At 73.7% G+C, this 13,422-nt stretch carries 15 protein-coding genes; 6 read left to right on the top strand and 9 right to left on the bottom strand.

What is annotated here, in order from left to right; translation table 11 throughout:
* Positions 1-20 precede the first annotated feature (20 nt).
* From EPO13_06265 to EPO13_06250, 4 genes are all read right to left on the bottom strand, one after another.
* Positions 21-698, bottom strand: coding sequence for a DUF3159 domain-containing protein (locus EPO13_06265; GenBank protein ID TAK69483.1), 678 nt, complete (start codon positions 696-698; stop codon positions 21-23).
* Complete coding sequence (locus EPO13_06260; protein TAK69748.1) at positions 695-1,099, bottom strand: DNA-binding protein; 405 nt, start codon at positions 1,097-1,099, stop codon at positions 695-697. Before EPO13_06260 ends, EPO13_06265 begins: the two co-directional genes overlap by 4 nt.
* Before the next feature lie 116 nt (positions 1,100-1,215).
* Entirely contained in the window at positions 1,216-1,992 is a 777-nt protein-coding gene (locus EPO13_06255) for a DUF3710 domain-containing protein (GenBank protein ID TAK69482.1), read from the bottom strand.
* Between the two features lie 117 nt (positions 1,993-2,109).
* On the bottom strand, positions 2,110-2,580 hold the full coding sequence (locus tag EPO13_06250) for a dUTP diphosphatase (protein ID TAK69481.1): 471 nt from the start codon (positions 2,578-2,580) through the stop codon (positions 2,110-2,112).
* A gap of 65 nt (positions 2,581-2,645) precedes the next feature.
* Here EPO13_06250 and EPO13_06245 point away from each other — a divergent pair, with 65 nt between their 5' ends.
* Entirely contained in the window at positions 2,646-3,389 is a 744-nt protein-coding gene (locus EPO13_06245) for a DUF3093 domain-containing protein (protein TAK69480.1), read from the top strand.
* A gap of 57 nt (positions 3,390-3,446) precedes the next feature.
* On the top strand, positions 3,447-3,725 hold the full coding sequence (locus EPO13_06240; GenBank protein ID TAK69479.1) for a DUF4235 domain-containing protein: 279 nt from the start codon (positions 3,447-3,449) through the stop codon (positions 3,723-3,725).
* 158 nt (positions 3,726-3,883) lie between these two features.
* On the opposite strand, the gene EPO13_06235 is transcribed toward EPO13_06240, so the two are convergent.
* Entirely contained in the window at positions 3,884-4,183 is a 300-nt protein-coding gene (locus EPO13_06235) for a DUF4193 domain-containing protein (protein ID TAK69478.1), read from the bottom strand.
* Between the two features lie 211 nt (positions 4,184-4,394).
* Between EPO13_06235 and EPO13_06230 the strand changes: the two genes are divergently transcribed.
* Positions 4,395-4,970: a gamma carbonic anhydrase family protein gene (locus EPO13_06230; protein ID TAK69477.1), complete on the top strand. Its 576-nt coding sequence runs from the start codon at positions 4,395-4,397 to the stop codon at positions 4,968-4,970.
* 4 nt (positions 4,971-4,974) lie between these two features.
* Here EPO13_06230 and EPO13_06225 read toward each other — a convergent pair whose 3' ends face one another.
* Positions 4,975-5,871, bottom strand: a complete 897-nt coding sequence (locus EPO13_06225) for an inositol monophosphatase (GenBank protein TAK69476.1) — start codon at positions 5,869-5,871, stop codon at positions 4,975-4,977.
* Entirely contained in the window at positions 5,790-6,884 is a 1,095-nt protein-coding gene (locus EPO13_06220) for a ferrochelatase (protein TAK69475.1), read from the bottom strand. Before EPO13_06220 ends, EPO13_06225 begins: the two co-directional genes overlap by 82 nt.
* A gap of 270 nt (positions 6,885-7,154) precedes the next feature.
* Between EPO13_06220 and EPO13_06215 the strand changes: the two genes are divergently transcribed.
* A complete protein-coding gene (locus EPO13_06215) occupies positions 7,155-8,003 on the top strand; it encodes a DUF3071 domain-containing protein (protein TAK69474.1) in 849 nt (282 codons plus the stop codon).
* A gap of 88 nt (positions 8,004-8,091) precedes the next feature.
* Here EPO13_06215 and EPO13_06210 read toward each other — a convergent pair whose 3' ends face one another.
* Together EPO13_06210 and EPO13_06205 are read right to left on the bottom strand one after the other, a co-directional pair.
* Positions 8,092-9,213 (bottom strand): alkaline phosphatase family protein, encoded by a 1,122-nt coding sequence (locus EPO13_06210; protein TAK69473.1) that lies wholly within the window; start codon positions 9,211-9,213, stop codon positions 8,092-8,094.
* Entirely contained in the window at positions 9,210-9,797 is a 588-nt protein-coding gene (locus EPO13_06205) for a phosphodiesterase (protein TAK69472.1), read from the bottom strand. Before EPO13_06205 ends, EPO13_06210 begins: the two co-directional genes overlap by 4 nt.
* Positions 9,798-10,007: 210 nt before the next feature.
* On the opposite strand from EPO13_06205, the gene EPO13_06200 reads away from it, so the two are divergent.
* Both EPO13_06200 and EPO13_06195 read left to right on the top strand, forming a co-directional pair.
* Positions 10,008-10,859: a sugar kinase gene (locus EPO13_06200; protein TAK69747.1), complete on the top strand. Its 852-nt coding sequence runs from the start codon at positions 10,008-10,010 to the stop codon at positions 10,857-10,859.
* Between the two features lie 117 nt (positions 10,860-10,976).
* On the top strand, positions 10,977-13,415 hold the full coding sequence (locus EPO13_06195; GenBank protein ID TAK69471.1) for a DNA topoisomerase IV subunit A: 2,439 nt from the start codon (positions 10,977-10,979) through the stop codon (positions 13,413-13,415).
* Positions 13,416-13,422 lie beyond the last annotated feature (7 nt).

The following is a 13,422-nucleotide window of genomic DNA, read 5'->3' as shown; positions in this document are numbered from 1 at the left end:
AAGGCGCGCTCCGCGTGGGGTCAGCGCGACTCGGACTCGGTGTCAGCGGCCGGTGGCGTCCCGGCGGCTTCGGCGACCGCCTGCCGCCGGCGGGCCAACGTCGGGCGCATCAGCAGGTAGGTGATCCACAGCGTGGCCAGGTACACCGGCCAGCCCAGAACGATCTTGGCCGCGCCGAGGGCGGCCACCATGCCCGCGGCGTACAGCGGCCACTGCACCGCTACCCGCAGCAGGAACGAGCCGATCCAGACCAGCGTCGCGAGTTGGGCGGCCCGGTATGCCCGGCGGTCAGCCCGCCAGCCGGCGACGTCACCGGTCAGGCCGCCGACGACGACACCCACCAGCGGCCACCGCACCACCAGTGACACCACGAACACCGCGGCGTACCCGAGGTTGATCAGCAGGCCAGGCAGGAAGAAGTCCTCCGCCTTGCCGGTCCGCGACGCGAAGTACGCCGACACCGCGATGCCGATCACGCCACCGACGATCTGGCGCAGCGGCTGCCGGCGCCAGAGCCGAATGACGGCCACCAGGAATGCCGCCCCGAGTGATGCCCACAACGACGGCGTGAGTTCGCTGGTCGCGACGTAGCAGATGACGAACACCAGCGGCGGGGCAGCCGAGTCGAGCAGGCCGCGCCAGCCTCCCAGGGCCTCGGTCAGCAGCGCCTCGTCCGTCGCCGGCCGCCCCGGCGTCACTCCGCGCCCGTGGCCAGCAGGGTGTAGCGCGGGTTGTACAGCGTCAGTTCGCCGGGTACGCCGGTCACCCGGCCGACGGCCTTCAACGACCGGCCCGGCTCGATCCCGGCGATGCGCCGACGGCCGATCCAGACCAGCGTGACCCGTCCGGAACCGTCGTACAGCTCGGCTTCGAGGGCGGGCGAACCGGCCCGTGGCTGCAAGGTGACCGCCCGCAGCGTGCCGCTCACGGTCATGATGCCGCCCGGCTGACAGCGGGCGATCGCCGTACAGCCCAGGCCCCGGCTGCCTTCCTGCAACTCGTCGGCCTCGGCATCTTCCGCGGTCGCGGTGAGGCGGCCGACGAGTCGCCGCCACGGGCCCTGCCGGCCGGCGAATCGGTCGTCCTGCTCGGTAGCCACCGGTTGTGACGTCACGCGACAAGCGTAGTCCCGCTGTGCCGGCCACCGCCCCGCGGCGGGCGCCGTACCGCACGTCGGCGACAGCGCGGCAATCAGCCGAGGGCGCGCCCAGCCGGCTACCGGATCTCGGTGATCTCCGGGCCGCGCTCGTACGGGTTCAGGTCGCCGGCACCGGCCGGGCCGTCGCCGTCGGCGGATCCGTCGGCGACGGCGTCGGTGGGCAGCCGAAGCGGCAACGGCTCCCCCGGCGGCATGGCCTCGCCGCCGCGGACGACGACGACGTCGCGCACCAGCTGTTCCAGTTCGGCGGCCGCCGCCGGGTCGAGCGCCGCCTGACCGAGGAAGACCGCGCGCAGGAACCAGCGGGGGCCGTCGACGCCGACGAAGCGGGCCGGCTGCACAGCCGGCGACCCGTCCGGCAACTGCGCGGGAACCTGGGTCCGTACCTCCGGTCCGAACGGGCCGGTGACCTCGTCCACGGTGCCGCCGCTGGAGCTGACCTGGCCCCTGATCTCCCGCCGCGCCTCGTCCCAGATCCCCGCGGTGCGAGGGGCCGCGAACGGTTGCAGTTGAACGGCGGAGTCGGCGAGCACCACGGTGACCGCTGTCACCGCGCCGGTCTGCTGGTCGACCTCGACCCGGATCTCGGCACCGGGCACCGCCGGAAGCCGCAGCGCGCCGAGGTCCAGCCGCTCGCGCTGTGGCGCAGCCTCGTCCTCGTCGTACGGACCGGCGCTGCGGTCCGCCGGCCGCGGCGCGGTCGGGCCGGTGCCCGCAGCCTGCGTCACCGCGTCCGGTTCGCCGTCCACGTGATCGTCGTCGAGCTGATCGGGGTCGACGTGATCAGGGTCGATCGGCTCAGCGCCGTCCTGGTGGCGGCGGCGTCGGAACACGGTGAGCTCCTCGTGGGGTTGCCGGGCGTCGGTCGGCCGGCGAGGGCGGGGGGTGACGGGATCGGGCAGCCGGTCCGGGGCAACCGGACTCGGGCGAACCTCCGGCGCGCCGGGCGGTCACACGCTACTCGCGTGGCCTCCGGTGGAGCCGAAGCCTGCCGCGCCACGTTCGGATGCGGACAGCGACTCGACTTCCGTGAAGTGGGCGTGCTCGACCCGCTGCACCACCAGCTGGGCGATGCGGTCACCCCGGTGCAGGTGCACCGTGCTGCGGGGATCGAGATTGACGATGCTCACCTGGATCTCGCCGCGGTACCCGCTGTCGATGGTGCCCGGAGCGTTCACCAGGCTCACGCCGTGGCGTGCCGCCAGGCCACTGCGCGGATGGACGAAGCCGGCGTACCCCGCCGGGATCGCCACGGCCACCCCCGTCGGCACGAGCGCCCGCTCCCCCGGCGGCAGGACGACGTCGATCGTGGTCATGAGGTCCGCACCGGCGTCACCGTCGCGGGCGTACGCCGGCGGCGGCAGCCCGGGATCGAGCCGAAGCAGCGGCACGTCGACCGCCGAAACCGGAAGCTCGCCCATCACCGGTGCACCCTAGCCAGTGGTCCGGCGGCCCGCCCCGAGGTCGACCTGGCAGGCTGCCGGTCATGGCCGGGTCGGGAGCGCAACGCGCCACGGGCGCCGCGCGCGACGACGTCGACGGCCGGGACGTCGACGGCCGGGACATCGACGGCCGGGACATCGACGACCGGGACGCCGAGGGCCGGGACGGCGTCGAGGTCCTCTACGCCGAGCGACTCGTTCCGGCCTGGTGGCTCTGGCCGATCACCTTCGGCCTCGCCGCAGTCCTGGCCGTGGCATACGGCTACGCGTACGGCGTGGCCGTCGGCGTCGTGATCGTCGTCGCCGTGCAAGCCGCGTTGGTCGCCGCGATCCTGGCGACCGCGGTCGTCGTACGGGTCGACGATCGGGTCTTCCGGGCGGGCCGGGCGCGACTGCCGCTGCGGTACGTCGGCCGCGTGCGGGCCCTGGATCCGCAGGCAGCCGCGCTCGCACGGGGGCGCGGCGCGGACGTCTCGGCGTACTTCGTGCTGCGGACCTGGTCCACCTCGACCGCTGTCGAGGTGGAGATCACGGATCCGGCCGACCCGCACCGCAGCTGGCTGGTGTCGACGCGGCATCCGCACGCGGTCGTGGCGGCCCTGACCGCCGCCCGGCACGCCGCGATCGGGCCGCGCCCGGACTCCGACGGCTCCGACGATCCGTCGACCGGGGAAGCCGCGCTGCCGGACGCGGGATCCGTGCCGGTGCGGCAGGATGGCGGCGACAGCCCAGACGACGCCCTGCCGGCGTCCGGCAACGCGGGCGAGCGCGACGACACCGAGGGCTGAGACCACCCGACACGCGGTACCGCCGGTCAGCCGGGGCCGCCCAGGAAGGACGACGCGATGGCGGACAAGCGGGACCTGATCAAGATCGCGGCACCGATCGCGGCGATCGCGGCGACGTGGGGCGCACGACAGGCTCTCGGCGCTGGCTACCGCAAGGCCACCGGTACACCGCCGCCGCGCAACGAGGACATCGAGGTGCCGCTGCGCAAGGTCCTGATCTTCGCCGTACTCAGCGCGGTGGCCGCCAGCGTCGCCAACGTCCTGATCACGCGCGCCGTCACTCGGGCCACCGCCACGGCCACGTCCAGCCACAACCCGGCCGCCCAGAGCTCGTAGCAGCAGCGCTCACAGCAGCAGAGCTGTTGGTAGAGCAGTCCACGTAGCTGCGCCCGCTGCCGCCGAAGCCGGACCGGCAGCGGCCGTCAGTCGGTGCCTCGCCGGCCGCCGCGAGCCAGGCAACTGCGGGCTGCAGCGTCAGCGCCGATCGCTGCTGGTCAGGCGGCGCACTCGCGGCAGATCAGTTCGCTGCCGCGCTCCTGGGCCAGCTGGCTGCGGTGATGCACCAGGAAGCAGCGCGAGCACGTGAACTCGTCGGCCTGGCGTGGCAGGACGCGCACGGTCAGGCTCTCGTCGGACAGGTCGGCGCCGGGAAGTTCCAGTGACTCCGCAAGCTCGGCCTCGTCGACATCGACAACTGCCGAGGACTTGTCCACCCGGCGAGCCTTCAGCTCCTCGAGGCTGTCCTCAGCCAACTCGTCGTCGGTCTTGCGTGGTGCGTCGTAGTCGGTGGCCATCGCCGGGCTGCTCCCAGATCGGGTCGTTCGAGTCGTTCGGTGCGAGCGGTCAACGCCCGGCCTGGCGGATTCATGCCCTACCGGGGCCCGCATTGTGCACCACGATCCGGGCCACCGGCGGCAGGACCGCAACCGCCACGCCCACGCGTCGAGTATGGGTTGGCCGCAGCGGTCATCGGCGGGGGACGTACCGCCGGTTCGGCGGCCACCGATGGGATGCTGCAGCGCGGCCCGCCGGGCCGCGTCAGGAAGGAGCGGAGCGCCGGTGCCCGTGTACGCGCTGGGGGACAGCGTCCCCGCCATCCATCCGGAGGCCTGGGTCCATCCCGATGCGGTCGTCATCGGAGCTGTGACCATCGGACCGGAGTCCACGGTGTGGCCCGGGGCGGTGCTGCGCGGTGACGCCGGCACCATCCGGATCGGCGCCCAGACCTCGGTGCAGGACGGCACCGTCGTGCACTGCACGAGTGAGCTGCCGACCGTGGTCGGCGACCGCTGCGTGGTCGGCCACCGGGTCCATCTCGAAGGGTGCACGATCGAGGACGACTGCCTGATCGGGTCGGGTTCGGTCGTCCTGCACCGGGTCGTCGTACGGGCCAACGCCCTGGTCGGCGCGCAGGCCCTCGTCCCCAATGGCACCGAAGTCCCCAGCCGCGCGATGGCGCTGGGCGTACCGGCCCGGATCCGGCCGGACGCCGTGGCGGTCGGCGCGTTCCGTGACGGTGCAGCGCACTACGTGGAACGCGGCCACCTCTACCGGGCGCAGCTGCGGCGGCTGGACACCTGACGCCTCAGTCCTCGTCCGCGCCGAGGTCGCACAGCAGGTCGTGCAGCGGCCCGGCCAGGCCGGGCGCCGCCGCCAGCACCAGCTCCTCACCGGCCGGCATCCCCCGCAGGCCCATCACCTGCGCTCCGGCAGCCGTCGCCACCACCTGACCGGCGGCGAGGTCCCACGGCTTCAAGCCCTTCTCCCAGTAGGCGTCCAACCGGCCGTCGGCGACCCAGCAGAGGTCGACCGAGGCAGCGCCCACCCGACGCACGTCACGGACGCGCGGCAGTACGGCGCCGATCACCCGACCCTGCGACTGCCGCCGCTGCTCGGTGTAGCCGAAGCCGGTACCGACGAGGGCCGCGGCCAGCTCCGGCGGCCGGCCGACCTGCAGGGCGCGCCGGCCGTCCCCCGCCAGCCGCCACGCACCGCGACCCCGGACGCCGACGTACGTCTCTGCCACCGCCGGACAGTGCACCACGCCGACCGCCGGCTGCCCGTCGACCTCGGCCGCGACCGACACGGCCCACACCGGGTGTCCGTACAGATAGTTGACGGTGCCGTCCAGCGGGTCGACCACCCACCGCACGCCGGACGTGCCGAGCCGCTGCCCGCCCTCCTCCCCGAGCAGGCCATCGTCCGGGCGGGCCCCCAGCAGCCGGCTGACCAGCAGCTCCTCGCTGCGGCGGTCCATCGCGGTCACCACGTCGGTCGGCGAGGACTTCGTATCCACCGGGAGGTGGTCGGGCCGGGCCAGCAACAGCTCGCCGGCGGCACGGGCCGCCTCGAGGGCCAGCGCGGACAACTCGTCGAGTAGGCCGTCGCCGGCGCCCTGAATCACCCGGACAGTGTGGCCGGTCCGGCCTCGCCGACGGCCGGCAGTCGCCCGGCCGGGTTGGGGCAGCACGACGCCGGGCACCGGTCCGGTGCCGGGCCCCCGGGGCTGAGGGCCCGCCGGGCGCCGCCGGCGGTGCGTTCGAGGACCAGCTCGCGCACCATGCCGGCGAAGCGCGCATCGGTGCCCGGTGTGCTGGCGCGAGCGAAGGCCATGCCGGCCGCGCGGCACCGCTGCGCGGCGACCGTGTCGAGGTCCCAGACGACCTCCATGTGGTCGCTGACGAAACCGATCGGTACGACGACCACCGCGTCCGTGCCGGTCTGCGCCAAGGCATCGATGCGGTCGTTCACGTCCGGCTCCAGCCACGGCACGCGGGGCGGCCCGGACCGGGACTGGAACACCAGCTCCCAGCCGTAGTCCATCCCGGTCTCGGCGTTGACCCGGCGCGCGACCAGGGCCGCGACAGCCTGGTGCTGGGCGACGTACGCCCCGCCCGCCGGGCCACAGACCGCGGCGGCGGCCACCGGCAGCGAGTGCGTGGCGAACAGCAGCCGGACCTGGCTGGATCCGCTTGGCAGCCCGGCCAGGGCGGCGAGGGTCGAGTCGACGAACGGCTCGACGAAGCCCGGGTGGTCGAAGTACTGCCGCAACCGGTCGACCGTGGGCGGCTGCAGCCCCGCGGCCCGCACGACGCCGAGCGCGGCGGCGAGTTCCTCGCGGTACTGCCGGCAGCCGGAGTACGACGAATAGGCACTGGTGACGAACGCCAGCACCCGGCGCGAACCGGCCGTCGCCAACGCGGTCAGCGTGTCGGCAAGGAACGGCTCGGCGTGCCGGTTCCCCCAGGCCACCGCCAGGCCCAGGTCGCTGACCTTGGCCTGGATCGCTGCCAGCAGCCGCCGGTTCGCCGCGTTGAGCGGCGAGACGCCGCCGACTGCCTCGTACTGGGCAGCCACCGCCGCCAGGCGCTCCGGCGGGACGTCGCGGCCGTGCGTCACGTGGCGCAGGAACGGCAGGACGTCGGCCATCCGCTCCGGTCCCCCGAACGACACCAGCAGCAACGTGTCGTACGGCTCGGCCGGCAGCTGCGTCATGGCCCGATCATCGGCGTCGCGCGGGGCGCCGGTGCGGGCGGGTCCGCGGTCGCCGTCGTACGGTCGAGCCGTCGCCGGTCGCGCCCGCACGGTGCGGCCGCCGTACCAGGTTCGGTCCGCCGAACCACCGCCGGTCCGCGGATCCAGCGGCCAACGCGCCCGGGGACCGGGGGTTGCTGGATTCCGCCCCGGCGACGGGCAAGACTGGCGCCTGATCGCCGTCCGGATACGCCGGACGTCCCCCGTCCCGGGCGCCCGGAAGGAGTCGGCATGCGGGAACTCACCTACGTGCGGCTGACCGACGACGGTGCCGGGCTACTCCTGACCGCGGCCGACGGCGACGGTCAGGAGTATCGCGTCGCCCTCGACGAGCGGCTGTCCGCGACGCTGCGCCGCGACCGGAACCGTGCTGCGCAACCGGTCACCGAACCGCTGCGTCCCCGCGACATCCAGGCGCGCATCCGCGCCGGTGCGACCGCGGAGGAGGTCGCGGAGCTGGCCGGCTTGCCGGTGGAGCGGGTCCGGCGTTACGAAGGGCCGGTCCTGGCCGAGCGCGAATGGGTCGCCGGCCAGGCTCGCAGCTGCGTGCTGCGGCGCCCGGAAGGCGCGGTAGCGCTGGAGGACGTCGTCACCGCGCGGCTGCAGCAGCGCGGCGTCGATCCGGAGGACGTGCGCTGGGACGCCTGGCGGCGGGACGACGGGTTGTGGACCGTCCTGGTCGCCTACCCGGCCGCCCAGGGCGACCGGGTCGCGACCTGGGTGTACGACACCGCCGGACGGACCCTGGTCGCCGAAGACGACGATGGCCGCTGGCTGACCGAGGACCCGGCGGCCGACGAGGACCGTCGGCACCTCGTCGCGGTGCCCGCTGCCACCGATGAGCCGCCGTTGCTCGACCCCGACCTGCTCGCGCCGTGGACGTCCCCGATCACCGAGGCGCCGCCGGAGCAGGCGGCCGAGACCGGGGCGGCGTACGACGTGCCGGCCGATCCGGCCGAGGCCGGTGCGACGCACGACACGGTGCCGGTCGCCCGGCGGCGAGCGGCCCGCAAGGCCAAGCGCAGCAGCGTCCCGACCTGGGACGAGATCCTCTTCGGATCGGGCCGCCCGGACGAGTGACCGGCCAGGCAGCCAGGGTCAAAGGCCCCGGCAGCCGGGGTCACGCTCCCCAGCGGCCCCGAAGCGCACGGGCCCAGGCGGACCAGGGTCACGGGCCCCACAGCAGCAGGGGTACGGCGTACTCCGCTTCGCTCAGCGCGCCGTGCTGGCCCCGAAGCCCGGAGATGACCGGATCGGTCCGCGGGCTGGCCAGCACGACCTGCCCGCGGGCGATGGCGATGACGTCGCCGATGCGGTCGACGAGGCCGGGTTCCACCTCGCCGAACAGTCCCCGGGCGACCGCGTCGTCGCGGCTGAGGACATCGGCCAAGCCCGCCAGCCGTTCCTGCCACGCGGCGACCAGGTCGGCTGCCGCACCGGGCCGCGCATAGCCGTAGCGCGCCCGCGGCTCGCCCGCCAACACCGCCAGACCCTCGTTGAGCGCCGGGTCGGCGTCCAGATCCACCCGCTCGGAGTCCGGGCAGTCGACCATGCCGTGGTCGGCGGTCAGCACGATACGGGTCGCCGGACCGACTGCGGCACAGAGCAGTTCAACGAACCGGTCGACCAGGGCGAGCTCGGTGCGCCAGTGCTCGGAGTCCTGGCCGTGGACGTGACCGGTCTTGTCCAGGTCCCCCAGGTAGACGTACACCAGTGACCGGCCCGGCGCCGCCAGCGCCGCACACACCTCGCCCACCCGTTCACCCAGGCCGTCCGCGCCGCGGTACCGCGCACCGCGCAACGCGGCGCGGGTCAGTCCGGACTGTTCGAACGATCGCGGCGATACCGTCGTCACCGCCACTCCGGCCGCGGCGACTCGTTCCAGCACAGTGGGTTCCGGCTGCGTGGCGATGGGGTTGGGATCGTCGCGCCAGCCCAGCGGCGACAGCGTGCGGTCAGCTTCAGGCAGCCAGAAGACGGTGCCGACCAGGCCGTGCGCGCCGGGCGGCAGGCCGGTGCCGAGCGACCCGAGCGACACCGTCGTGGTCGACGGGAAGCCGGTCGACAGGCCCGAAGCCCATGAGGTCAGCCCGGACAGCACCGGGGTGATCGCCGTATGACGCTGCAAGGCGACGCGGCCGAGCCCGTCGACCAGGATCACCACCACGCGGTCCGCGTCGCCGAGGCCCAGCACGTCGGCGTACCCGCGCACCCCCAGCCCGGCGGCGACCGACGGCAGGAGTTCGGCGATGGTGCCGGCGCCGTACGGCGGGAGCCGCAGGTCGGTCACGCCAGCCGACGGCCGGTGGCAGCCGACAGGGCCGCGGCGAACAGCAGCGCCTGCGCCACCACGTCACTGCCGTCGGCCGCGTCGGAGACCCGCAGCGACAGATCATCGTTGCTGGCGGTCCCGGTGTAGCCGTGGTCGGCCTCGCAGTCCGGGTCGCCGCACGACGCCGGTTCCAGGTCGATCCGGCTGACCGCGCCCCAGCCGATGGTCAGCACCAACTCCCGCAACGGCCCGCCGGCGCGGAACCCCGCCGGTTCGGCGACCACCCGGGTCACCACCACCGAGTCGACCCGGTCCAGCCGGACCGCCTCCGTGGAGGCGGTGGCATACGGGACCGGCGAGGAGTCGTCGGCCGGGTGTTCGTCGGTGTGCCCCACGATGAGCCGGGTCGGGGTCAGCGCCAGGACCGTCACGTGGCGGCGCAGCTCGTCGTGGTCGAACGTGGCCTCGTGGTGGACGACGTACGACGTCACCGGTTCCTGCGCGAGCGCGGTCCCCAAGGAGTCCGAGACCAGGTCGGGGTAGTAGCCGCTGCGCTCGATATCGGTCCGCAGCTGCTCGCCGAGCGCGGTGAGTTCGGTCATGCCGCGATCCTCCCACCGTGCCCGCCCGATGCCGAACGGTGCACAACCGCGCTTCAGCCGTCGCGACGCCACCGGGCCCCGGCAGCGCCTCGCCGGTTGCCTGATCAGCCGGTTGTCGTGATCAGCCGGTTACCGTGACCACATGGACGATGAGCGAGCGTGCCGCGGATCCCGCCGGTGAACCCCGCCTTCGTGGTCGTCGGCGACGTCATGAGCGACATCGTCGTCCTGCTCGAGGACGCGCCCGATTCCGGCAGCACCCGCGACGCTCGTATCCGCACCCGCGGCGGCGGGTCCGGCGCGAACACCGCGGCCTGGCTCTCGCACGAAGGCCACGCGACCGCCTACGTCGGCAAGGTCGGTGACGACGGCCTCGGGCAGCACGCCAAGCGCGACCTCGCTGCCTGCGGAGTGGACGTCCACATCGCGGTGGATCCGTTGGAGCACACCGGAACCTGCGTGGTGCTGGTCGGTCCGGACGGCGAGCGCACGATGCTGCCGGACGCCGGCGCGAACGGCTCGCTGACCCCGGCAGACCTGCCGGAGCCGTTGTTCGTCGGTGGCGCGCACCTGCACCTGTCCGGCTACACGCTGCTGCACGAGGGATCCCGGATGGCGGGGCTCGCTGCGCTCGACCAGGCCCGCCGCCGCGGCATGACCGCCAGCGTGGACCCCTCCTCGTTCGGGCCGCTGCGCGACATCGGCGTGGCGCGCTTCCTGTCGTGGGTGGACGGCGTCGACCTCCTGCTGGCCAACCGGGAAGAGGCCTGCGCGCTGGCCGGCGAGCCGGATCCGGAGACTGCCGGCCGGTCCCTCGCCGAGTCGTTCGGGACCGTCGTGGTGACGCTCGGCCCTGACGGAGCGCTGTGGCTGACCCGGGGCGCCGCGACGGTCAGCGCGCCGACGCTGGCGGTCGACGTGGTCGACACCACCGGGGCCGGCGACGCCTTCACCGCTGGTCTGCTGCCGGCCTGGGTGGACGGCGCCGAGCCTGCGCTGGCCCTCGCGATGGGCAACCGGCTGGCCAGCCGTGCGGTGTCGACCGTGGGCGCGCGGCCCTGAGCGCGGCACGCCGGGATATCCCCAGCTGACCGCGCGGCCGGAGACGTCGGGGACAATCGGCGCACGGTGGCGCTACGGCGACTGCCAACCTGCCCCGAGCCGAGGAGGCCGCAACCGATGGCCCGCCGGACCACCCCCCCACCGGCCGACGTCCCCGAGCGGATCGTCGACGTGGACGTCGCCGACGAGATGCGCGGGTCGTTCCTGGAGTACGCCTACTCCGTCATCTACTCCCGGGCGCTGCCGGACGCGCGCGACGGGCTGAAGCCGGTGCAGCGCCGCATCCTGTTCCAGATGGCCGAGATGGGCCTGCGACCCGACCGTGGCCACGTCAAGAGCGCCCGCGTCGTCGGCGAGGTCATGGGCCGGTTGCACCCGCACGGCGACAGCGCCATCTACGACGCGCTGGTCCGCATGGCGCAGGGATTCTCGCTGCGCCTGCCGCTGATCGATCCGCACGGCAACTTCGGTACGCCCGACGACGGTCCGGCGGCCATGCGCTACACCGAGTGCCGGCTCGCCGAACCGGCGACGGCGATGACCGTCGGCCTCGACGAGGACGTCGTCGACTTCGTACCCAACTACGACGGCCAGGAGCGGGAGCCGGTCGTGCTCCCCGCGGCGATCCCGAACCTGCTGGTCAACGGTGCCTCGGGGATTGCCGTCGGCATGGCCACCACGATGCCGCCGCACAACCTCGGCGAGGTCGTGGCAGCAGCGCGCTACCTGCTCACACACCCCCGGGCCGGCCTGGACGACCTGCTCCGCTTCATCCCCGGCCCGGACCTTCCCACCGGCGGCATCGTGACCGGACTCGACGGCATCCGGGAGGCCTACGCGACCGGGCGGGGCGCGTTCCGGATCCGGGCGCGCGCCCGGGTCGAGCAGGTCAGCGCTCGCCGCCGCGGCATCGTCATCACGGAACTGCCGTACACGGTCGGCCCGGAGAAGGTCATCGAGAAGATCACCGAGCTGGTCCGCAGCAAGAAGCTGCAGGGCATCGCCGACATCACCGACCTCACCGACGGCGAGCACGGCCTGCACCTGGTGGTCGAGGTGAAGAACGGTTTCCATCCCGAAGCCGTGCTCGAGCAGCTGTACCGGTTGACGCCGCTGGAGGACTCGTTCTCGATCAACAACGTGGCCCTGGTCGACGGGCAGCCGCGCACGTTGTCGTTGCCACAGCTGCTGCAGGTCTTCCTGGACCATCGCAGCGACGTCGTACGGCGCCGCACCGTGTACCGCCGAGCCCGCGCCAGCGACCGGCTGCACCTGGTCGAGGGGCTGCTGGTCGCCATCCTCGACATCGACGAGGTGATCGCGGTGATCCGCTCCAGCGACGACACGGCCGCCGCGCGGGAGCGGTTGCGACAGGTCTTCGACCTCAGCGAGGTGCAGGCGACGTACATCCTGGACATGCCACTGCGGCGGCTGACCCGCTTCTCCCGGATCGAGCTCGAGCAGGAGCAGGAGCAGTTGCGGACGACGATCGCCACGCTGACGGAAATCCTCGACGACGACCGCCGGCTGCGGAAGGTCGTGTCCGACGAACTGGCCGAGGTCAGCAAGGCCTACGCCACCCCACGCCGGACCGTGCTGCTGGAGTCCGTCGGGGCCGTGGCGAGCCCGGCGACCCCGCTGGAGGTCACCGACGATCCGTGCTGGGTGCTGCTGTCCTCGACGGGGCTGCTGGCACGGACCACCACCGCCGAGCCGATCCCGGCCACTGGGGCGCGCACCGCGCACGACGTGACGGTGTCCGCGGTCCGAACCACGGCGCGAGGCCACGTCGGAGTGGTGACGACTGCCGGCCGGGTGCTGCGGCTGCCGGTGCTCGAACTGCCGGCGCTGCCGCCCACCGCCGACCGTCCCGCGCTGTCCGGGGGCGCACCGCTCGGCGCGCTGCTGGACCTGCCGGCCGGTGAACAGGGCATCGCGCTGACCTCGCTGGCTGAGCAGTCGGCCGGTCTCGCGCTGGGGACGCGGTCCGGGATCGTCAAGCGCGTCGTGCCCGACGTACCGGCCAACAAGGACGACTGGCCGGTGATCCGGCTCGACGCCGGGGACGCCGTCGTGGGCGCGGTCGAACTGGACAGCGGCGAGGAGGACCTCGTCTTCGTGAGCTCGGACGCGCAACTGCTGCGCTTCAGCGCCGCCACAGTCCGGCCACAAGGCCGGTCGGCGGGCGGGGTCGCCGGGATCAAGCTGGCCGCGGGGGCGGTGGCCGTGCACTTCACCGCGGTACGACCAGCCGACGCGGCCGTCGTGGTCACGCTCGCCGGTTCGGCGGCGGCGCTGCCGGGCACCGATCTGGGGTCGGTCAAGGTCACGCCGTACGCCGTCTACCCGCCGAAGGGCCGGGCCACCGGAGGGGTGCGGTGCCATCGGTTGCTGCGCGGACAGGACGGTCTGGTCCTGGCCTGGGTCGGCATCGGTCCCCCGCTGGCGGCAACCGCCGCCGGCCGGCCGGTCGACCTGCCGGAACCGGATTCGCGACGAGACGGATCAGGGACGGCGCCGGCGCAGCCGGTGGCCGCGGTCGGAGGACAGCTGTGAGTATCGC

The sequence above is a fragment of the Actinomycetota bacterium genome, assembly GCA_004297305.1.
Taxonomy (GTDB): Bacteria; Actinomycetota; Actinomycetes; order S36-B12; family FW305-bin1; genus FW305-bin1.
Note: the sequence above shows the minus strand (reverse complement) of the source record. Positions and strands in the feature narration are given on the sequence as shown.